Origin of the sequence: Brevibacillus jepli (assembly GCF_047229145.1) — a bacterium.
In the GTDB taxonomy this organism is placed as follows: Bacteria; Bacillota; Bacilli; order Brevibacillales; family Brevibacillaceae; genus Brevibacillus.
In genome coordinates this window covers 1-19,949 of record NZ_JBFEFW010000006.1, presented here as the reverse complement: position 1 = coordinate 19,949, position 19,949 = coordinate 1, and the positions used below count along the sequence as shown (strand labels likewise).

Below are 19,949 nucleotides of genomic sequence, written 5' to 3'. Positions count from 1 at the left end.
TTTTACACCTGTCTTTCTGCTGGCGGTGCGGACTTCTTATTTGCCGCGAAACGCTCTGTCTTATACCATTTAAGGTCTTGTCGAAATACAACCCGCTTGAACTCCAGGTACAAGGCGTAGACCACCAGCACGATCCAGAGCTGCGAGTAAGTAAAATACATCAACAATACAATCAGGAAGTTTTTTACATTCAATTCAGTCCGCTCAATACTAAGTGCGATCATGACTTCAGTGACGTACAGGAAGTAAGCCAAAATCCAGAGAATCATGGCGACAATGCCTACCTGCAATTGCAAATCGACGAACATATTCGTCACAAACAGTACATCCGATACGATCACACCCATAAAGAACAGGAAATAAGTGAAGAAGAAGTAGATCAAATCAAACATGATGCTTTTCTTGCGCAGAGAGAAGATTCTCCACATGAACTTCAGCACGACGTACTGATTCCCTCGCGCCCATCGCGTTCTCTGCTTCCACCACACCTTCCAGTTCTCGGGCTCCTGCTCCCACGTGATCGCCGCCGGGAAGAAACGGATGTAGTAGCCTTCATTGTAGACCCGGATCGTCAGCTCGGTGTCTTCCGCGAGAGCTTTTTCATCCCAGCCACCCAGTTCCTCAACCAAGCTGCGGCGAATGGCGAAGTTGGTCCCCGGAATCGTCGTCACCCGGAACCAGAAAAATCGTCCTGCCTGTGCCATCCATTGAAAGCAGATCGTCTCGATGTTGATAAAACGTGTAAGCAAATTCGTGGCGGCGTTCACCACCCTGAACTTGCCGACAACAGCCCCCGCCTTTGGATCGTTTAACAGCGCCAGAACGAGATAATAAACAGCTTTACGCTCCGGTGTATTATCAGCGTCATAGACCACGATGACTTCTCCTGTGGAATGAGCCAAGCCCTGGTTGAGCGCACCCGATTTTCCTTTTCCGGCATGAGGAAGCTTGGTGTGAACCACCTTCACGTACGGGTATTTGCTGGCGTATTCATCAGCGATTTCACCCGTGCGATCACGCGAGTTGTCATTGATGACGACAATCTCCAGCTTGTCTTTCGGATAATCCAATCTCAGCATCGCCTTGATGGTCCGTTCGATGACGACTTCCTCATTGTGAGCGGGGATCAGAACGCTTACCTTTGGCAGCGGCTGCTGATTTTTTTCCCACTCTGGAATGGGTCGTCTATATCGCAGGTAGTGAAAATACCCTCCCTGCATCAAGAACATATGGTACAGCAGCATAATCCAGATGACAGACAGGGAGAGATAAAATAGAGTGTTAGCCATCGAGATCACGCTCCATAAATAGTTGTTTGCGCAGGTTAGCCCGATTGCGCCACGTATACAGCATAAACAGCATCACCATGACAGACACAAGTCCGGCAATGCCCCACAGTACGAGCTGTACCCAACCATTTTCGCCCAGGAAAGCCTGAAGATCTTGGTAAATATCCGAAGCCTTCAACGTTGAACGCTGCTCGTTTAAAGACTCGGTGAGGATAGCTGGCTCACTGGTTTCTTGACCGCTATCTATGCTGATTTCCTGTCCGCTCAGCCCGCGGACGTCTATCCACTTCACATCAGGCAGGGTCTCCACGTAGGCAATCATTTCTTTTAATGGATCTACTCCTAAATAGGGATGAAAAAACATGCTGACCATGCCATCGCGTACAAAGCTGACCTCTCTGTATTTGTCCTTGATATCCTGCATCGGGGTAGAAGAGACAGGATCGTAATACCCCACTGTTTCCGGCAGGAGGGTCATTCCGTGCAAAAAGGCCGGCTTCGACACGAAAGGAGGTGCTCCCATGTGTACCCAGTCCCTGTCATTAAACTGAAGCTGGCCAAGGACATAAGGAAAGTAGCGAGCCATGACCTCGTACCCTTTTTGGCTCATCGTGTAGTGAGGAGCCTCAAAAGCGACGGGAGCCAGACCCAGCTCGGTCAGTTCCTTGATTCCTGTCTCCATGCGTGACTGTATATAATGCTCTTCATATTCTTTCAGCGACTGCTGATAAGCCTCATACTCGGCCTGAGATGCGAACGCATGCCTTTTCTTCAAGGGAGTCTCGTCTTCCGGAGCTTTGGAGACTGGCGTGTTGTTCTCGATGTCCCAAAACTCCGACCCTTCCCCTGTTTCCGAATTCCGATAGTGGTGCATGTACCCGTGCAGTACGATGCTTGCTCCTCTTTTTTGCAATTCCCGCAGCACCTTGAGCATCTCCGGCCGATCCTTCATATGGACAATCTGCTTCGTCTCGGAGTTTTCGTACACCGGGATAAGCGCAATGACGAAAGGAATCCCCTTGTCTGCCAAATAACTCCCCGCCTCCCAGACCAGCTTCGGATCAGAATGGGGGTGTACGTCCTCCAGACGGATCAACGCGTAACGCCCCTGGTCATGCGGCTGCTTGAAAACCTCGTGCAGTGCTTCTGCCACGAAGAGGGAGAAGGGCGAAGTGAAATTGGAGCTGGCAAAATACGCTGTCTTTCCGTGCTGAACCATCAGGGGATATGTATACATCCCCTTCCAGCCCTCAAGCAGAACATCGCCTTGAGACAGCGAGATATGCTCCACCAAATAGTTGTCATTCAGCAGGACTTGGTCGACACCCTGCGGCTTGGATACCTTCTGGATATCCACCTGTCCGTTCACCTGGAAAAAGGAAAACCGCTCTCCCAACTGCTCCACGTTTTCACCCAGGGCAAGCCAGGTGCCCTGAAAGCGCTGCATGATTTGCCTCGAAGAACTGCTCAATTCTTTCGAGATGCTACCGTAATAGACGAGATGTGTGACCCCATCCAAATCTCGCGCAGTCAATACCTCGTCCGCCACATAGGTGAGCCTTGCGCTGTAATGTCCCAGCACCAGATCAAGCATGCGCACTTCATCCGTCAAGTCCCCGTCCTGCGTCGAGTAGACGATCAGTACCTCTGGCTCCTGTCCCAGCCCCTCCGCAGCGTACAGTTTATCCCCTGTTCCTGCCAGCAGCAAGAGCACCGCAAGCAAAGACACGACTATGCGGCACCGATTATTGAATGTATTGTTCCAGCTCTTGTTTGGCACGTTGCACCATCTCCAAATGGTCACTTACATCTTCAGCGTAATGACTGATTCCAAACCCGATCGTCAGTGTGACCTGCTTTTTGTCGTTTTCTAGATTGTGGACGGATAGGAGCTTTTCGATCTTCTTGACGACTACTTCAGCCCCTTCTTCATGGCTGTTGCTCAAAATAACAGCGAAAGTTCCTGAGCCTTGCTCCCCACGGTCGAGACGAAACTTGCGGTCTGTCAATCGCGTGTTGTTGCGTATAAGGGATGAGAGAGAGCTGAGCAGATAATCTCCCTCCTTGGGGCCGTACAAGCGATAGAAGGAATCCAGATACAGGACTTCAATAAGCATTAGCGAAAAAGGGATGCCTGTCCGGCGAGAGCGGCTACATTCTTCTTCCAAATCAAAGAGCAGTCGCTTCTCATTTGAAAAACCCGTCACTTCGTCGATCGTCACCAGCTCGTCAAACTTCCCAACCATCTCTTGATGCTCGGCCACCGTCTGACTGACCAAGCGATGGATCAAGCCTGTCAGAACGGCAGCGCCGAGAAAGAGTCCCATCCAGACGACGATGCCAGAGAAGGAAAAGGAAATCGTCCAGCTGGCAAACATGCCCCAAATCAACAGACTGCCAAAGGCGAACAAGCTGATCAGGGCGAGCCCCAGACTAGTCAACAACCCAAAAATGATACCTGTCAGGCTAATGACCAGTGTCCAGCCCAACAGCAAGGATGAGATCAGCGGTAGAGCAGGCATTCCCACCGCGAACAGGGCGAGCAGAATAATGAAAAGCAAAAACAATACTTGGTAACTGATAAATTTGCCGTTTTTACTGAAGCGTTCCCTCATTAAACAGCCTCCTTTCTGCGAGCAGTGGAAGCAGATTGTCAAACGAATGCGTGTCCAACTGACTCATGTCCATGTAACCGCCATAGAACTCGCTTTCTGGACGCCGAATCTGCTGACGAACCATCCGTTCATACAAGTCACGGGCAAAATCGTATTCCTTAAGCTCGCTCGCTGTCAGGATCGCCAAGCTGTATACAGCTGGAGATTCATACGGTACCAGCGGCTGCTTGGTACTGGCATCGTATCTGCCATACAATAGGCCATTACGTGCAAACTCCTCTTTGAGAAACGCCCACAACTCCGGAGATGACATGCCTACTTGTGCGCGATGGTAGCCGATGTACAACTGGTCGATCAAATTCACTTCCTGATGATAGACATACTCCTTGCTACCCAACTGATAAGAAAATGGGAAAAACCCGTTTTTCGTCGGCAGTTTGTCCAGAAATGAATGCACTTGATTATTCAACTCTTCGCTCGCCTGTTGATGTTTCTCCATCAATCGAACGGCTGCAACATTCAAATAGGAGAGCGTCAGGTAATCACTGGCTACCTTGTAATGGCGATCGTAAAAATCGACCAGCAGCCCCTCTCGACTTTGGTTCTCCCTGATGCTTTGTCCTATTTCATTGGCCAGTTCGATATAGGTCTCGTCTCCCCACTTTTCGCCAGCCAAATAAAGAGCTTCAGCGATCCTCAGGTCATCCACCAAAGCGTTGGTCGTGACTGGAGTATCATTCCCTCCACCCGCTTTCCAGGCGATCCATCCATCCTGATAATCATAGGCTTTCATGACCGCTACACTCTCGGCGAAGAGGGCTTGATCCCCTTTTTCCACTGCGTACAGCATCCACAAACCAAGCGATTCCGATAAGGTCTCTGTCCCTTTTGCAACATCCGGGTCATTAGATGTGGGAGGCTTCAGATTTGTTTTCAAGGTCAGATCGTCATTCGTCAAATGCTCCTTGATAAAGAGCTCGCCTGGCAAAAGCCTGACGTATTCGGAGCTACTGGTAATCTGTTCAGTTTTCATAGCAAGTGGCATTCCCGGCAAGAAGCATCCACTCAAGATGAGGACGAGTAGGGAGCCTGCTATGATGGGCAAGCGAAAATCTTTCAATATGTTCACGCCTTTTTTAACATAAGTTTTTACTTTACTAGATTCGTCCATGTATCCTGGCGATAAGGAGATGACTCCATAACCAACTGTGATCAAACTTCAATTCTAACACCTCAGCTATTTGTTTCACCCGGTATCTGTTTCCAATAAATTTTGAACAGCCTATTCAATCCTCTCGAACTGTAAGGGCTTTTGCGATAAAATCACGCGCACCAGCCTGAATCGCTTTGATGACAGTGTCGCGTCGTGCAATTGCAGTGCGGGAAGCAGCCAAACCGTTCATGCCCGGCATCTAAACAATTTCTAAAGAAATAGAAAAAGGCCGAAGCATCCGCTTCGGCTCTACTCACTCTTCTATTCGATTCTCTTTTCCCTACCAAGCCGCAATACAACTATCTGTACGCATATCAGTACCACCGCTCAGCACACCATTTTCATCACGCCAAATGATTTGACCACGCCCGAAGTAATTGCCGAGCTGCGCCCATTTGATCGTATGGCCTCTACGCTCCAAGGCTTGTGCCAGATGCTCTGGAAAATGACGCTCCAGCTCTACTGTTTTGCCTTCCATCCACTGCCAGCGCGGCGCATCGAGCGAAGCTTGCGGGTTGAGGTGGAAGTCGATGGTGTTCATAACCACCTGTACATGTCCTTGTGGCTGCATGAAGCCGCCCATTACGCCGAATGGCCCCACTGCTTTTCCATCCTTCGTCAGGAAGCCCGGGATAATGGTGTGGAACGTTCTTTTGCCTGGCTCCAGACAATTGTCGTGAGCAGGGTCCAGCGAGAAGTTATGACCTCGGTTTTGCAGGGCGATCCCTGTCCCCGGCACAACCACCCCGGAACCAAAGCCCATGTAATTGCTTTGGATAAAGGAAACCATATTGCCCTCACCGTCAGCAGTGGCCAAATAGACCGTGCCGCTCGTTTTCGGCTGACCAGGCTCTGGCGTCAAGGCTTCATCACCAATCAGTGCACGGCGAGTGGCAGCGTATTCCTCTGACAACAATGCTTCCTTGGAGACTTTCATTTTGCTCTCTTCTGTGATGTATTTCAATCCGTCGACAAAGGCCAGCTTCATCGCCTCGATTTGCTTGTGATACGTGTCTGTTGTATCTTTTGCGTCAAAATCAAAGCCCTTCAAGATGTTCAGCGCCATCAGGCCGATCATCCCTTGCCCGTTCGGCGGGATCTCCCACACATCATAGCCTCGGTAGTTGACACCGATCGGCTTTACCCATTCCGGCTCGAAGGCAGCCAAGTCTTCTTTTCGCAAGTAGCCATTGCACTCGCGGGAGAACGCGTCGATCTTGTCTGCCAGCTCTCCGCGATAGAAGCTCTCTGCATTTGTTTCCGCGATTTGACGCAGCGTCTCAGCATGACCTGGCGACTTCCAAATGTCGCCCGCTTTTGGCACCTTGCCATCTGGCGTAAAGGTAGAGAACCAATGTGTGAACTCTTGACCTTTGCATTGCTGGGAAAACTTTTTGTGCGCCGCATTCCAATAATGCGCCAGTGTTGGTGATACCGGATAGCCACTCTCCGCATAATCAATCGCCGGCTGTAAGACCTCTGACAGCGGCAGACGACCAAAACGCTTGGACAAGGCAGCCCACGCAGCAGGCGCGCCTGGTACAGTGACAGGTGTCCAGCCGTAGGTCGGCATTTCTTCCAGACCTTTTGCTTTTAATGCCTCGATGGAGATTCCTTGCGGAGCAGGACCGCTTGCATTCAGTCCATGCAGCTCATCCTTGATCCACACGAGTGCGAATGCGTCTCCCCCGATGCCGTTAGAGGTTGGTTCTACTACAGTCAAGCATGCAGCCGTTGCAATCGCTGCATCAACAGCATTTCCGCCTTTTTTCAATATATCGAGACCTGCTTGTGCCGCGAGCGGCTGCGAGGTCGCTACCATGCCGTTCTTGGCAAAAGTCGTCACACGCTTCGATGCGTATGGGTACTCCATTGCGTCATAGTTTACCATGATTTATGCCTCCTAAGTAGTTCGTTTAGCCGATAAGAAAGACCATGAGAGAAGCACTGAAAGGCCTTTTGGTTTGAGTCAACATAGTGGAGAAGAAGAAAAAGCACAGTTCTCTTCGACTCTGACACGCCAGCAGGGGGATTGACTGTCCGTCTCCACTTCCAAAAGGGGAGGCGTTGTCAAGGTCTACGAGCCCTGTGCTTTTTCTTCTTACCAGCTTACGTTAACTTTCCTAGCCGATGAAAACAAACCCGTACGCCATCGCTCCGAGGATGACAAATGCAGGATGGACCTTCCATGTTTCGAGCAGAAGGTAGGATACTACTGTCAAAATCCCTGTTTGCATCCAGCCAATTCCCTCGACTGCACCCATCAGGAATTGATACGTCATCGTTCCGAGCAAGACAGTAACTACCGGGCGTACTGATTGGGTCATCGCTTTTACCTGTGGGGCACTGCGGAATAAATTAATAAAACCCATTAGCAATACCATCGCAATCGCTGTCGGGGCAACGGTTGCAAATAACGCGACTGCTGCTCCCGGTACACCCGCTACTTGATAGCCAATGTATCCAGCGAGCTTGGTCGCGATTGGGCTAGGCAACGCATTTCCTACTGCCAGCACTTCGCCGAATTCCTGAATGGTCATCCACTTGTAATGGTCGACCACTTCGTTTTGGATCAAGGGAATACTCGGTGGTCCTCCCCCGTATCCCAAAATATTGGAGATAAAAAAGGCCCAAAATAATTCCAGGTAAATCATGCAACTCCCTCCTTGCCGTCCTTGTTCTTGCGCTTGCGGACAGACCAAGTAGAGTAGGCAAATGAAATGGCCAGCGCAATCCCTACTACGATGCCAGGATGCCAATCAAGGAAGAGCAACGCTACGAGTGAGAGGGCGAGTGAAAGGCTCACACCTGCCTTGCTGGACGCTCCCTTCCAGCCTTTCGAAAGGAATTCCCATGTAAGGACGCCTGTCATGACTGCGATTACCGGACCGATTGCCTGGATCATGCCGTATACACCCGGCGCATCCTTCCATTGATAAATAACTTGCAGCAAACCGATCATCACAAGCACGATTGGCATCACTACTGCGATGTTTGCCACCAGTGCACCCTTCCAGCCTTTTACCCGATAGCCAATAAAGGCAGCCAGCTTGGTCGCAATTGGACCTGGAAGAGCATTGCCGAGCGCCAGATTGTCGGAAAAGTCCTCATCCGTCACCCATTTGTACTTTTTCACGCATTCGGTGTAAAAGAGAGGAACCATCGTAGGTCCTCCCCCAAACCCGAAGATTCCGATGCGGAAAAAGGCGAGAAATAATTGCCAGTAAATCATAGCTGTACCTCCGTCCTTGCCTAGCGGAAAAGTTCGCCCGATTGAACCAAATGACAGGATACCAGTTGACCGTCGCCAATGTCTGACAGACTGGGCACCTGCGTCTTGCAAAGCTCAGTCGCATACGGACAACGCGGATGAAACGTGCAGCCGCTCGGTGGATTTGCTGGACTCGGCAAATCGCCTGTCAACAAGATCCGTTCGCGCTTTTGCCTTGGTTTCGCTACTGGAACAGCTGAGAGCAGCGCCCGTGTATACGGATGGCTCGGGTTCTCAAACAACGTCCGCTTGTCAGCAATTTCTACGATCCGCCCCAAATACATCACCGCGATCCGATCGCACAAGTGCTTCACGACCGACAAATCATGCGAAATGAACATCAAGGTCAGATTGAATTCCTTTTTCAAATCCTTTAACAAATTGAGTACCTGTGATTGAATCGATACGTCCAATGCAGACACAGGCTCATCGGCAATGATCAGCTTTGGCTTTACGACCAGTGCGCGAGCAATCCCGATCCGCTGCCTCTGTCCGCCGGAAAAATCGTGCGGATGGCGGTTCAGATGTTCTTTTCGCAAGCCAACGACCTGAATAATCTCTTCGATGACTTTTTCCCGCTCTGCTTTTGTCCCGATGTTGTGCACCATCAGCGACTCCATCAAAATCTGCTTGATCGTCATCCGCGGATTCAGTGAAGCGTATGGGTCCTGAAAAATCATTTGCAGGTTACGGCGCATAACGCGCATTTCTTCTTTGGGAAGCTTCGCTAAATCTTTGCCATCAAACCAGACTTCTCCTGCTGTCGGCTCCAAGAGGCGCAAAATCGTTCGACCCGTCGTAGACTTACCGCAGCCCGATTCCCCCACAATGCCAAGCGTTTCACCAGGATAGACGGTCAGATCAATACCATCGACTGCTTTGACATGCCCTGTTGTCCGCTTCAAAAAGCCACCCTTGATGGGAAAATGCTGTTGCAGCCCTTTTACTTCTAAGAGAGGTGTCGTCATGCCTGTTCTCCCTCCTTCGCATACAGCCAGCAGCGACATTTTTGATTTTCCAGCAGCAAGAGCTCTGGTGGCTTCTCGTGACAAATCGGCTTGACTTGCGAGCAACGCGGGGCAAAACGGCAGCCCACTGGCATTTGATGCGGCAATGGTACCGCTCCCGGAATGGTTTCCAGATACTCGCGCTCTTCGTCCAGCTCAGGAATCGAGTTCATCAGTCCGATCGTATACGGATGCTTCGGACTGTCAAACAGTGTATCGACATCTGTCTCCTCAACGACTTGCCCGGCATACATGACGATTACGCGGTCACACATCTCGGCTACTACACCCAAATCATGCGTAATCAGCATGATGGAGGTTCCGGTCTTTTCTTTTAGATCTCGCATCAAATCGAGAATTTGCGCCTGAATCGTCACATCCAGTGCCGTTGTCGGTTCGTCTGCGATAATCAGCTTCGGATCGCAGGACATCGCCATCGCAATCATTACACGCTGGCGCATCCCTCCTGACAGCTGATGCGGAAACTCTCCGTAAATCTCTTCTGCACGAGGCATTCCGACTGCTTTTAGCATCGCAATCGCCCGTTCCTTTGCCTCTGCCTTCGTTACCTTGCGATGCAGCATGACTGCTTCCTCAATCTGTTTGCCTACGGTATGCAGCGGATTGAGGGATGTCATCGGTTCTTGAAAAATCATCGCGATTTCATTACCGCGTACACCTTGCATGTCTTTTTCCGACAGCGCAAGCACGTTCTTCCCATTGAAGCGAATCGATCCTTCCGTGCTTCCGTTGGGCGGCAGCAAGCGCATGATCGACAGGCTGGTTACACTCTTCCCACAGCCCGATTCGCCCACGACGCCAAGCGTTTCACCAGCACGGATAAAGAAGTCGACGCCGTCCACGACACTGACGACACCGCTGTCCGTGCGAAAACGGGTTCTCAGCTGTTCTACCTCCAAGATGGTCGTCATCTGCTCCACTCCTTTTTTCCCGTGTAGGGCATTCATTATTTACGTGCGCGTGGGTCCAGAACCTGCTGCAGACCATCTCCCAACAAGTTGAAGCCCAGCACGACTAAAAAGATGGCAATCCCCGGATAAAATGTCGCATAGGGCGCGACGGACATAAGTGTTTGCGCTTGGTTTAGCATGCTTCCCCATGATGGAGTCGGCGGCTGTACACCCAATCCCAGATAGGACAAGGATGCTTCTGCGATAATCCCGGATGCCATTGCCAAAGTCGCTTGAATGACAATCGGGTTCATGGCGTTCGGCAAAATGTGGCGAAAAATAATGCGTGCATCCTTTACCCCAACCGAACGTGCTGCTTGAATATACTCCATATTCCGCAGCGAAAGAACTTGACCACGCGTAATTCGAATAAAGGCAGGGGCAAAACCGATCCCAATCGCCAGCATGGCATTCCCGAAGCCTGAACCAAGCACCGCTGAAATCGCCAATGCCAAAATGAGAAACGGAAAGGCCTGCATCGCATCGACGCTTCGCATGACAATCCACTCATCCCAAAAGCCGCGGTAGTAACCGGACAACAGTCCAATCGGCACACCGATCAGCATCGCAATGCCGACAGAGATCAGCGCTGCCTGAATCGAGATGCGCGCCCCGTAAACAACACGAGAGAAAATATCCCGACCGAGATCATCGGTTCCAAACAAATGCTCACCATCTGGCGGCATCAAAATTTTGTTATAGTCTTGTGCATTGGGGTCGAAGGGTGCGATCAGTGGCGCGAAAATCGCCACCAAAATCAATCCGAGGATAATCACCGCTCCGATGACGCCCAAACCATTACGGAGAAATTTGCCCACGGTTTTCATCACTCACCTGCTCCTTTCCCAGCCTTGATGCGCGGATCAATGACAGCGTACAAAATGTCGACAACCAAGTTAACCAATACAACGAGAACAGCGGAAACAAGAATCGCTCCTTGAACCGTTACATAGTCACGTTTGAATACAGATTCCACAATCAGACGGCCAAAGCCAGGAATCGAAAAGATCGACTCGGTAATCACCAGACCGCCTAACAAGCCTGCGATCATCAAACCCGAGGTCGTTACCACCGGGACCATCGCATTTCGCAGCGCATGTCCCAAAATCGTGCGAGCCTCATTCAATCCCTTCGCTTTCGCTGTCCGAATAAAGTCCATGCTTACGACATCGAGCAACGAAGAACGTAGCATACGCATCAGGACGGCAGATTCCCGCAAGCCCGTTGCCAAACAGGGCAGTATCATGGCCATCAAGTTCTGTGTTGGATTCTCAGAAAACGGTACATAACCGGAAGAAGGCAGCCATTGGTTTTCAACAGCAAAGAAAATAATCATCATCATCGCCAGCCAGAAGCTCGGGATGCTCATACCTCCGAGAGCTGTAAACGTACTTGTATAATCAATCCAGGTTCCGCGACGAACTGCCGCGAGAATTCCCGCAGGAAACGCAATCAGAATCGCTACCAGGAACGTTCCGATCGTCAATTCCACGGTGGCTGGAAGTCTTTGCATGATTAAGTCTGCGACCGGCACACGGTCCGTAATCGAAATCCCCAAATCACCCGTTACCACTTTTCCCAGCCAGGAAAAATATTGCACTACGATCGGCTGATCCAATCCCAGCTCGGTTCGCAGTGCCGCATAGGCTTCCGGTGTCGCTTCCTCTCCTAAAATGACCCGGGCAGGATCGCCCGGGATCATATGAATCAAAGAGAATGTCATGATCGACACCAGCAGGAGAATCGGGATTGTCAGCAACAGACGTCTGACTATGAACATCATGACAATTCCTCCTTGCTCTTGCTGTTATAGTGTTGCATGAACTATTGCTTGTCCAAATTCGCTGTACGGATCAAACCGTCTGGAACATAAGTAAAGCCGGTTACTTTCTTGTTCATACCGAGCAACACGTATTGGTGGTACATGTACGCATAACCCGCTTCTTCTTGCAGCAATGCAGCTGCTTCATCATACAGCGCCTTGCGCTTTGCTTCGTCCAGTTCACCACGCGCTTTGATGACCAGTTCATCCAGCTTTGGAATGGAAATGCGGCCATCGTTGTTCGATGTATCCGTTACGACGAAGTCATGGAAGTTTTGATCAGGGTCCTGACGTCCAGACCAACCGAGCTGCATCGCTTCGAATTCACCTTTATCTCCTGTTTCAATCAATTGTCCGTATTCCAATTTTTCCAGTGTCACGTTGATGTTGTGTTGTTTCAGCATGTTTTGCAGGACGGCACCCAGCTGTTCATTTTCTGGAGAAGTAGAGATGTACAGCTTGAAGTTAAATCCGTTCGGTTGGCCACCCTTTGCGAGTAAATCCTTGATTTCCGCTGCATCTGGCGGCTTCGGTGTATTCAATGCTTCGTTGTATGCCAAGCTGCCTTTTGTAAATGCTGTACGAGCTGGTGCCGCATAGCCGTTAAACAATACTTTTACCACTGCATCGCGGTCAATTGCACGATCCACAGCCTGACGAAGGTACTTGTTGTCAAACGGTGGGCGGGAATTGTTCAAGTAAAGACCTTGGTAACCCAGGCCGGATTCCGCAACCAGCTGCAGGTTCGCATCCCCCTTGATTGCAGGGATTTCCTTTACAGGCGTATCATCGATGATATCCAGCATACCGGAGCGCAGGTTTTGTACCTTCGCGGTTCCGTTCGTGAATACTTTGTAGTTCACTTCATCGATCTTCACTTGGCCATTCCAGTAGTTTTCATTTTTCTTCAGCGTCACGTGGTCGCCTTTTACTTGCTCAACAAAAACATATGGGCCCGTTCCTACTGGATGATTGAGGTATTGATCGCCATGCTCCTTCACCGCTTTTGGCGATACCATAATGCCAGAACGGTCAGTCAAGACGGACAGGAATGGAGCGAAAGGTTCCTTCATCTGGATTTTCACCGTATGCTTGTCCACCACGGCAACGGAATCAACGAATTTCAATTCGCCTTTCCGCCGGGACTTCTCACCGTTCATGTTGCGCTCGAAGTTGAATTTGACAGCCTCAGCATCAAACTCGGTACCATCGTGAAATTTCACGCCCTGCTTCAGCTTCAATGTATAGGTCTTGCCGTCTGGCGTTACTTCATACGATTCCGCCAGCATTGGCACAATTTTTCCTTCTGAATCGATATCAAACAGCTTGTCATACAAGCTCGCGTACACTTGGCGGTCGTACAGCGATGTCGAGCTGTTTGGGTCCATCGACGGCGGATCAGCCTTTAAACCGATGTTCAGTACTTTTTTTCCGGAGGCTGGCACTGTTGTTGCGGCTTTTCCGTTGTCCGTACTCGCGCTATTTCCTCCTCCACAGCCTGTTACTAATAAAACCGTCCCCAGAACGGCACTGAGCATTGTTTTGCTCATTTTGGTCGAAAACATAGGATGACCCCTTCTCTCTAGTTTTTTCTTCAGCCTCTACTCTCAGAATTGTTCGACATTCATAATCCCAGCGGATTTTCGCCCGATGGCATTCCCCCTTCCAAGTTCTCTCATGCACTAACGGATAAAGTTGTACTTGGACTTCAGTATTTTTAATTCATTAATTACATTTGTCTTGGAAATTCCAGGAATCTTGTGTAGTCTTTTAAGTAAAAATTGCGACAATTCTTCGTAGCTTGTTACGAGTACCTGTGTGAAGAGCTGATATTCTCCAGAAGTGAGTACGATTAATCTGATTTCCACGATGTCCGTTAGCGCGGCAACCACATCGTCCAGCTTTTCCGCATCTACAGCCACTTGAATCATCGCCTGTACGTGAAACCCTGCCTTGACTGGATTGACGATACCGACCAGACTCAAGGCACCTTCATCCTGCAATTGTTGGACACGCATTCTGATCGTCTTTTCCGTGACCCCTAGGTCCTTCGCGATCTGGGTAAACGGCAAGCGCGCATTTCCTTGCAAGGCCCGAATGATCCCATAGTCGATATCATCTAAATCAGGATAGAGTGATCTTCGGAAAGTTTCCTCCATATAACCACAACCTTATTCGTCTTATTTTAATGTAATTTAACCTTATGACAGTCGAATTTTAGGAAAATTGGTCGAATTTCATAATGATTGTTGTTACTATAATACGATTTTCGACACAGCGCAATACTTTATCTGAAAATTTCATTTCGAAAGCATTTTCATTTTATTTTTTTCTTTCCACCTATTCTCACTATAAATAAAACGAAAAAAAAGAGCCTGCTCCATTATAGGAGAGGCTACTTATCAATATTCGATGCGGTCTTCCGATTGTGACCACGCTTCAAAAGGAGTCAGTCTATTCTCAAGATCTATTTTCCGAAAGGGAATGCTTCTGACTTCATGCGGGAGAACTATCTGCTCATAAATAAACTGATCATCAAAACCGACATGAGCCGCATCTTCTTTCGTGCAAGCGTAATAAACATGACGGGGTCTCGCCCAGTAGATGGCTCCCAGACACATCGGACACGGCTCGCAGCTCGTATACAGGTCGCAATCGTTTAATTGAAAGGTTTGGAGATTACGGCATGCTTCCCGAATCGCTTGTATTTCCGCATGGGCAGTAGGGTCATGGCTCGTCGTCACTTCATTGCGTCCTCGCCCGACTACTTGCCCGTCCTTCACTACAATCGCGCCAAACGGACCGCCTGTTTTTTCACGTACATTATCATACGCAATCTGTACGGCTTGCCCCATCCATGTCTCTCGTTCCATCCGCTTGCCCCCTCGCATCCTTCTCCTTTTATCCTATGTCCCCGCTCATCTGGACATGATGGAAAAGTCACTAGCGATTCATCGATTGCTTCAAATGGAACAAGTAACGGTTTCGAATAATCCAGAAGTACACACCTTGAACAATGACAAAGCTGCATAATACAATCGCCGTCGGCTTGACGACAGAAGCGACCAGGATGAGCTTCAACAAGCTTTGCAGAGATACGAACGCTACCATACTGTGGATGATTGCCACCACAATCGGCACGAAGAACAGTAAGGCAACCTGCGTCGTCACAATCCGCGTGAGCTCCGCATCCGTGAGTCCGATCTTGGAGAGCGATCCGTAATGCCGTTTATCGTATTCCAGATCCGTGTACAGACGGAAGTAGAGGAAGCTTGCTGCTGCTACAAAGAACAGAACTCCCACGAACAACCCGATGAAGAGTCCCATGTTCGCCATTTGCTTCATGGTGTGAAAGTAAGGGGCACGAGCTGCAAAAGAGTAATCTTCTTGCACATGGCTAATATCTTCCTGAAGCTTGAGACTAAGCTCCTGCGTTTCCTTCCACCTCGGCACCTCGTAAACAAAGCGCTGTTCTTCCTTCATTTGTGGAAGCTGGTCATACACCTGATTTGGCAGGACAACCAAACGTTCAAAATCGATCCCTCTGATCAACGGAGTCATATTCGTGTCTGTTTTGACTGCGAGCTGGACATTTCCCACCAGCAGGGACTTACTCGCTACCGAATCGCCAATCCAATTGAGCAGGACGAATGCTTCGTTATTCGTCATTTGGAGCTCAGGCGACTGGGATGCGACGGCCAGTCGGTTATAGTCGGACAGCTTGACTACACCAATTCTTTCCTCATTGACTGGCTCTGGCAAAATACGCATGGCCACTTGATACTTTTCGAAGGAAAAGCCGCCTTGCTGCAGGCTCGTTTCGATTAATGACAGATTCTTTGCCCTCTCCACATCACTTTGTTTGGACTGGTATTCAAAAGCAAACGGATTGATTTTCATCACCGTAGTCTGAATGGACCCCGCCAACGCCGCCAGCGTACCAATCGCACAAAAAGCAACAGTAGAGACGATGCTTACCAAAAAGAACATCCGGGCATTATCCTTCATTCGATAGGCCAGATCAGAGAGCGTCAGGAGATTCGTACCTTTCCAATAAAAAGCTCGACGCTTCTTCAAAAAGTCGATGAAGATGACGCTCAGCTGTGTAAACAAGAGATACGTTCCTACAGTCGTAAGCGCAATGACCGGGAGCATCAGCACGAGCACATTCACGCCATCAGCAGTGAGGGCAAGGACATAGCTCATACCCAACAGCGCTACTGCCACCAGAGACAGCACTAACGATGCCCTCGGCTCACGCTTGGGACGACCACTTCCTTGCAGCAAATCCAAGAGACTGCGACTTCGCAGCACAAGGACGGTAAACAGCGAAATCGCCGCATACAAGATGAGGAACGCCACCACGGTCAAAACGATGGCTTTCCACGGAAAGTAGAACCCGAGTGCTTTCACATCCAGCAAAAATCCGGCGAATTGAAAAAACAGCTTGGCGAGTACCAGCCCGAGCCCAATCCCGATGGCTATCGAGACAATTCCAATCAGCATGTTTTCCATAAAAATCAGCGTGTTCCGCTGTCGGGGTGTCATGCCTTGGATAAAAAGGATACCGAACTCCTTTTCCCTCTTTTTCAGAAAAGCACCGACACAATAAAAGAGAAAAAAGAAGGAGAATAAAAAAATGACGTACTCAGCAGCCATCATTCCTGTGGCTACCGATTCGTGAATCTCCTGCCCGATAATTTCCGGATGGAAAATGAACATCGCATAGACGAAAAAGATTAAGACAGAAAAAACGCTACTCATGAAAAACGCAGCGTACATTCGTTTATTTCGTACTACGTTATTACACGCGAATTGTCGAAAGGTCATAGGTGTTCCCTCCCAAAAACGACAGTGAGTCAATAATTTTCTGGAAGAATACCTGTCGACTCTCACCACGATACATCTCGTTATGGAGCTGCCCGTCTTTAATAAAGATCACCCGATGGCAATAACTAGCTGCCAATGCATCATGCGTCACCATCATCATGGTTGTATTGTCCCTTTTATTGATCGCTTCCAGTGTCTCCATCACATTGCGCGAAGACTTGGAATCGAGATTTCCTGTTGGCTCGTCTGCCAGAAGCAGTGACGGGGAATGGATGATCGCCCTGGCGATTGCCGTCCGTTGGCGTTGCCCACCAGATACCTCGAAAGTCCGCTTTTCCAAAATATCCTGGATTCCTAGCTTCTCCGCAACACTTTGCAGCTTTTCTTCCATGACGGATACATTTTCATTGTCCAAAGTGAGCGGCAATACGATGTTCTCCCCGATCGTCAACGTGTCCAAGAGGTTAAAATCTTGAAACACAAATCCGAGCTCACGGCGACGAAACAGCGCGAGTTTATCTTTTTTTAAATGATGCGGATTCGTTCCGTTCAATAGAACCGCACCAGAGGTTGGTGAATCGATGGTGGCGATCATGTTTAATAGCGTAGTCTTACCACTGCCAGATGGACCCATGATCCCGACAAATTCGCCTTTGCGAATCGAGAAATCAATATCCGTCAACGCGCGGTAAGTTACCTTGCCCCCGTATATTTTACTCAAGCTATTTACAGCAAGCATTTCCATGCGCCATTCCCCTTTCTTGCACTTCCAAATTCAACTATACGAAAAGTGCGCATAGTCCAACTATCGAATTAACTTTCAGCTATCTTACTTTCTTGTAAGGTTGGAACGATGGCAGACAAAACGATACGCACAGTTGTCCCCTCTCCCACTTCGGATTCCATTTCCACCCCATGATGAAGCCTTCCGCATATCTCCTTCACCAAGTAAAGCCCCATCCCGGTCGACTCAGGGTATTTACGCCCGTTTTCTCCCGTAAAATACGGCTTAAATACGCGGCGGATATCCTCAGCAGGAATTCCGATCCCATAATCCTGCACTTCCAGTACGGCATGCGCTCCTCGTTCATAGACACGAATGCTAACCTTGTTGCTTTTTCCTTTTGAATAACGAACAGCATTCGTTAACAATTGGTTGAGTACAAAAGCGAGCCACTTTTCGTCGGACTCCACTCGCCAATTCTCATCGATTTTTACTTCGGGATACACTTGATTGCGAATAAACAGCCTCTTGTTTTCAGCCAACACATTCTGCACCAAGGAACGCAGGGTTACGGGCTCAATCAGGAAATCCTGTTCAAAACGATCGAGTCTAGCTATGTACAAAACCGTTTCCAGCCCACGCTTGATCCGATCCACTTCTTCACGGACGCTCTCTGCCGTTGGATCGTCTTCGTTTTGCAGCAACAGATGAATAACGGAAATCGGTGTCTTCATCTGATGAACCCACTGCTGAATAAAGGTCGTATGATCACGTTGTTTGTTTTCATAGGCATGAAGCTGTTCTTTGTAGAGGCGGTATTGCTCCTGGCTGATCTCATCCATCGCACGACAAATCGGAGCATTCCCATACGTCTGGGTCAGCTCCTCCAATGACTCTACAGGCTTGCTCAGACGCTGATAGATGGTACGATGAGACAAATAGCGGAAAGCGAGAAAAGCACCCGCAAAAAAGACCGATAAAAACATGACGTAAATCATCAATGATTCATTCCAATACCCATCCATTGCAAAAATCATAATCAATAGAATCAATTGGATGAGAAAAAGTGCTGCGAATGGCCATTGATCTCGAAGGAACAGCTTCATTGCCCTTCCTCCCATGTTGCACGTAGACGATAACCAGAACCGCGTACAGTCTCTACGGCTCCTTCTAACCCCATATCCTTTAGCTTCCCGCGCACGCGTGTGATGTAGACATTCAGGGTGTTTTCATCGACAAACTGCTCATCCCACAGCTTTTCTAGCAAACGCTCACGGCTGACGACACGCGGATGTTGATTCATCAAGGCTTCAAGCAGCAACGCTTCCTTTTTGCTTAGCTCGATCTTGGTATCGTACATGGAGAGCTCCATTCGCTCCAAAAACAGCTTGAGCCCAGCCACTTCAACTGTTCGCTCTCCATCTTGCGGAGCATATTGTCCGTAAGCCCGGCGTAGCTGACTGCGGATTTTGGCCAAAACAACATCGTAGTCGAACGGCTTCGTGATATAGTCGTCGGCCCCATTTTCCAAGGCCATCACCTGGTCCATTTTACTTTCTCGTGCAGAGATGAACAGGATCGGGCAGTTGGACTCCTGTCGCATTTGTCGGCACCAGTAAAACCCGTCAAATTTCGGTAGATTCACATCCAACAGAACCAGATCAGGGCGCGATTGGGTAAATACCTCCATGACTCTATCAAAGTGTTCAACATTGACTGTTTGGAATCCGTATTTTTCCAGTTGCTCTTGCAGCAGCTGGTTGATTTTCGGGTCGTCTTCTACAATCATGATTGTGGACATCACTCATACTCCTCTCATCTTGAGTCTCCTCCATTACATTATTTACTATACCATTAGAAAACTAGACTACGCCAAGGTTTGGCGTTTCTCGTACTTTATATGTCGAGTGAAAAAACGGCTTGTACGTTGCTGTTGTGGTGGGGAGGAAACAGGAGAAAACGCTCAGCTTCTTGTCCCACCCGCTGGAGGATTGACTGCCCGACTCCATGAAAAAAAGCGAAACCCGCGTCCAAAGTGGTCCATTCAGGAGGTGTCTCAGAGGTGGACGCTAAAGGCTTGTTTCTCTTTTTTTCATTCCGTCTCGGTCGGTGTACCAAAGATCTTCGCTTTTTCGTATTATGAGGTCAGCCAGAATAAAACTGGCTGGCCATTTTTCATGGAAATGGCTTTACTCTATTAGTAGCCG

18 protein-coding genes and 1 pseudogene are annotated in these 19,949 nt (G+C 49.2%); all 19 read right to left on the bottom strand.

Features of this window, described 5'->3' with window-relative positions:
* Positions 1 to 2: 2 nt before the first annotated feature.
* Positions 3 to 1,289, bottom strand: a complete 1,287-nt coding sequence (locus AB1L17_RS08380; protein WP_412844145.1) for a glycosyltransferase family 2 protein — start codon at positions 1,287 to 1,289, stop codon at positions 3 to 5.
* Positions 1,282 to 3,069: a DUF2334 domain-containing protein gene (locus tag AB1L17_RS08375; RefSeq protein WP_412844144.1), complete on the bottom strand. Its 1,788-nt coding sequence runs from the start codon at positions 3,067 to 3,069 to the stop codon at positions 1,282 to 1,284. The genes AB1L17_RS08380 and AB1L17_RS08375 overlap by 8 nt, the downstream gene beginning before the upstream one ends.
* Positions 3,035 to 3,904 carry a GGDEF domain-containing protein gene (locus tag AB1L17_RS08370; protein ID WP_412844143.1) on the bottom strand — a complete coding sequence of 290 codons (870 nt, stop codon included), beginning with the start codon at positions 3,902 to 3,904 and terminating at the stop codon, positions 3,035 to 3,037. The genes AB1L17_RS08375 and AB1L17_RS08370 overlap by 35 nt, the downstream gene beginning before the upstream one ends.
* The gene (locus AB1L17_RS08365) at positions 3,885 to 5,024 is read right to left on the bottom strand and encodes a glycosyl hydrolase family 8 (protein WP_412844142.1); all 1,140 of its coding nucleotides are present in this window, start codon (positions 5,022 to 5,024) and stop codon (positions 3,885 to 3,887) included. Before AB1L17_RS08365 ends, AB1L17_RS08370 begins: the two co-directional genes overlap by 20 nt.
* A gap of 162 nt (positions 5,025 to 5,186) precedes the next feature.
* Positions 5,187 to 5,316: pseudogene (locus tag AB1L17_RS08360) on the bottom strand (response regulator); the annotation flags it as partial.
* 81 nt (positions 5,317 to 5,397) lie between these two features.
* The gene (gene ggt / locus AB1L17_RS08355; protein WP_412844141.1) at positions 5,398 to 7,008 is read right to left on the bottom strand and encodes a gamma-glutamyltransferase; all 1,611 of its coding nucleotides are present in this window, start codon (positions 7,006 to 7,008) and stop codon (positions 5,398 to 5,400) included.
* 232 nt (positions 7,009 to 7,240) lie between these two features.
* Positions 7,241 to 7,771, bottom strand: coding sequence for a chromate transporter (locus tag AB1L17_RS08350; RefSeq protein ID WP_412844140.1), 531 nt, complete (start codon positions 7,769 to 7,771; stop codon positions 7,241 to 7,243).
* A complete protein-coding gene (locus tag AB1L17_RS08345) occupies positions 7,768 to 8,349 on the bottom strand; it encodes a chromate transporter (protein WP_412844139.1) in 582 nt (193 codons plus the stop codon). The genes AB1L17_RS08350 and AB1L17_RS08345 overlap by 4 nt, the downstream gene beginning before the upstream one ends.
* Before the next feature lie 20 nt (positions 8,350 to 8,369).
* Positions 8,370 to 9,356 (bottom strand): ABC transporter ATP-binding protein, encoded by a 987-nt coding sequence (locus AB1L17_RS08340; RefSeq protein ID WP_412844138.1) that lies wholly within the window; start codon positions 9,354 to 9,356, stop codon positions 8,370 to 8,372.
* On the bottom strand, positions 9,353 to 10,327 hold the full coding sequence (locus AB1L17_RS08335) for an ABC transporter ATP-binding protein (RefSeq protein ID WP_412844137.1): 975 nt from the start codon (positions 10,325 to 10,327) through the stop codon (positions 9,353 to 9,355). The genes AB1L17_RS08340 and AB1L17_RS08335 overlap by 4 nt, the downstream gene beginning before the upstream one ends.
* Positions 10,328 to 10,362: 35 nt before the next feature.
* Positions 10,363 to 11,193: an ABC transporter permease gene (locus tag AB1L17_RS08330; protein WP_106652428.1), complete on the bottom strand. Its 831-nt coding sequence runs from the start codon at positions 11,191 to 11,193 to the stop codon at positions 10,363 to 10,365.
* On the bottom strand, positions 11,193 to 12,149 hold the full coding sequence (locus AB1L17_RS08325) for an ABC transporter permease (protein ID WP_412844136.1): 957 nt from the start codon (positions 12,147 to 12,149) through the stop codon (positions 11,193 to 11,195). Before AB1L17_RS08325 ends, AB1L17_RS08330 begins: the two co-directional genes overlap by 1 nt.
* A gap of 41 nt (positions 12,150 to 12,190) precedes the next feature.
* Positions 12,191 to 13,753, bottom strand: coding sequence for an ABC transporter substrate-binding protein (locus tag AB1L17_RS08320; RefSeq protein WP_412844135.1), 1,563 nt, complete (start codon positions 13,751 to 13,753; stop codon positions 12,191 to 12,193).
* Positions 13,754 to 13,870: 117 nt separating this feature from the next.
* Positions 13,871 to 14,347 (bottom strand): Lrp/AsnC family transcriptional regulator, encoded by a 477-nt coding sequence (locus AB1L17_RS08315; RefSeq protein WP_412844134.1) that lies wholly within the window; start codon positions 14,345 to 14,347, stop codon positions 13,871 to 13,873.
* A gap of 243 nt (positions 14,348 to 14,590) precedes the next feature.
* The gene (locus tag AB1L17_RS08310; RefSeq protein WP_412844133.1) at positions 14,591 to 15,061 is read right to left on the bottom strand and encodes a nucleoside deaminase; all 471 of its coding nucleotides are present in this window, start codon (positions 15,059 to 15,061) and stop codon (positions 14,591 to 14,593) included.
* 70 nt (positions 15,062 to 15,131) lie between these two features.
* Entirely contained in the window at positions 15,132 to 17,018 is a 1,887-nt protein-coding gene (locus AB1L17_RS08305) for an FtsX-like permease family protein (protein ID WP_412844132.1), read from the bottom strand.
* The gene (locus AB1L17_RS08300; protein WP_412844131.1) at positions 16,993 to 17,763 is read right to left on the bottom strand and encodes an ABC transporter ATP-binding protein; all 771 of its coding nucleotides are present in this window, start codon (positions 17,761 to 17,763) and stop codon (positions 16,993 to 16,995) included. The genes AB1L17_RS08305 and AB1L17_RS08300 overlap by 26 nt, the downstream gene beginning before the upstream one ends.
* Before the next feature lie 68 nt (positions 17,764 to 17,831).
* Positions 17,832 to 18,848 (bottom strand): sensor histidine kinase, encoded by a 1,017-nt coding sequence (locus AB1L17_RS08295; RefSeq protein ID WP_412844130.1) that lies wholly within the window; start codon positions 18,846 to 18,848, stop codon positions 17,832 to 17,834.
* Positions 18,845 to 19,543: a response regulator transcription factor gene (locus tag AB1L17_RS08290; protein ID WP_412844129.1), complete on the bottom strand. Its 699-nt coding sequence runs from the start codon at positions 19,541 to 19,543 to the stop codon at positions 18,845 to 18,847. Before AB1L17_RS08290 ends, AB1L17_RS08295 begins: the two co-directional genes overlap by 4 nt.
* Positions 19,544 to 19,949 lie beyond the last annotated feature (406 nt).

Bases quoted from the DNA above. Each gene is read 5' to 3' on its own strand.
- AB1L17_RS08380 (WP_412844145.1), bottom strand. From the start codon at position 1,289: ATGGCTAACACTCTATTTTATCTCTCCCTGTCTGTCATCTGGATTATG.
- AB1L17_RS08370 (WP_412844143.1), bottom strand. From the start codon at position 3,904: ATGAGGGAACGCTTCAGTAAAAACGGCAAATTTATCAGTTACCAAGTA.
- ggt (WP_412844141.1), bottom strand. From the start codon at position 7,008: ATGGTAAACTATGACGCAATGGAGTACCCATACGCATCGAAGCGTGTG.
- AB1L17_RS08350 (WP_412844140.1), bottom strand. From the start codon at position 7,771: ATGATTTACCTGGAATTATTTTGGGCCTTTTTTATCTCCAATATTTTG.
- AB1L17_RS08345 (WP_412844139.1), bottom strand. From the start codon at position 8,349: ATGATTTACTGGCAATTATTTCTCGCCTTTTTCCGCATCGGAATCTTC.
- AB1L17_RS08340 (WP_412844138.1), bottom strand. From the start codon at position 9,356: ATGACGACACCTCTCTTAGAAGTAAAAGGGCTGCAACAGCATTTTCCC.
- AB1L17_RS08335 (WP_412844137.1), bottom strand. From the start codon at position 10,327: ATGACGACCATCTTGGAGGTAGAACAGCTGAGAACCCGTTTTCGCACG.
- AB1L17_RS08330 (WP_106652428.1), bottom strand. From the start codon at position 11,193: ATGAAAACCGTGGGCAAATTTCTCCGTAATGGTTTGGGCGTCATCGGA.
- AB1L17_RS08325 (WP_412844136.1), bottom strand. From the start codon at position 12,149: ATGATGTTCATAGTCAGACGTCTGTTGCTGACAATCCCGATTCTCCTG.
- AB1L17_RS08320 (WP_412844135.1), bottom strand. From the start codon at position 13,753: ATGTTTTCGACCAAAATGAGCAAAACAATGCTCAGTGCCGTTCTGGGG.
- AB1L17_RS08315 (WP_412844134.1), bottom strand. From the start codon at position 14,347: ATGGAGGAAACTTTCCGAAGATCACTCTATCCTGATTTAGATGATATC.
- AB1L17_RS08310 (WP_412844133.1), bottom strand. From the start codon at position 15,061: ATGGAACGAGAGACATGGATGGGGCAAGCCGTACAGATTGCGTATGAT.
- AB1L17_RS08305 (WP_412844132.1), bottom strand. From the start codon at position 17,018: ATGACCTTTCGACAATTCGCGTGTAATAACGTAGTACGAAATAAACGA.
- AB1L17_RS08300 (WP_412844131.1), bottom strand. From the start codon at position 17,763: ATGGAAATGCTTGCTGTAAATAGCTTGAGTAAAATATACGGGGGCAAG.
- AB1L17_RS08295 (WP_412844130.1), bottom strand. From the start codon at position 18,848: ATGAAGCTGTTCCTTCGAGATCAATGGCCATTCGCAGCACTTTTTCTC.
- AB1L17_RS08290 (WP_412844129.1), bottom strand. From the start codon at position 19,543: ATGTCCACAATCATGATTGTAGAAGACGACCCGAAAATCAACCAGCTG.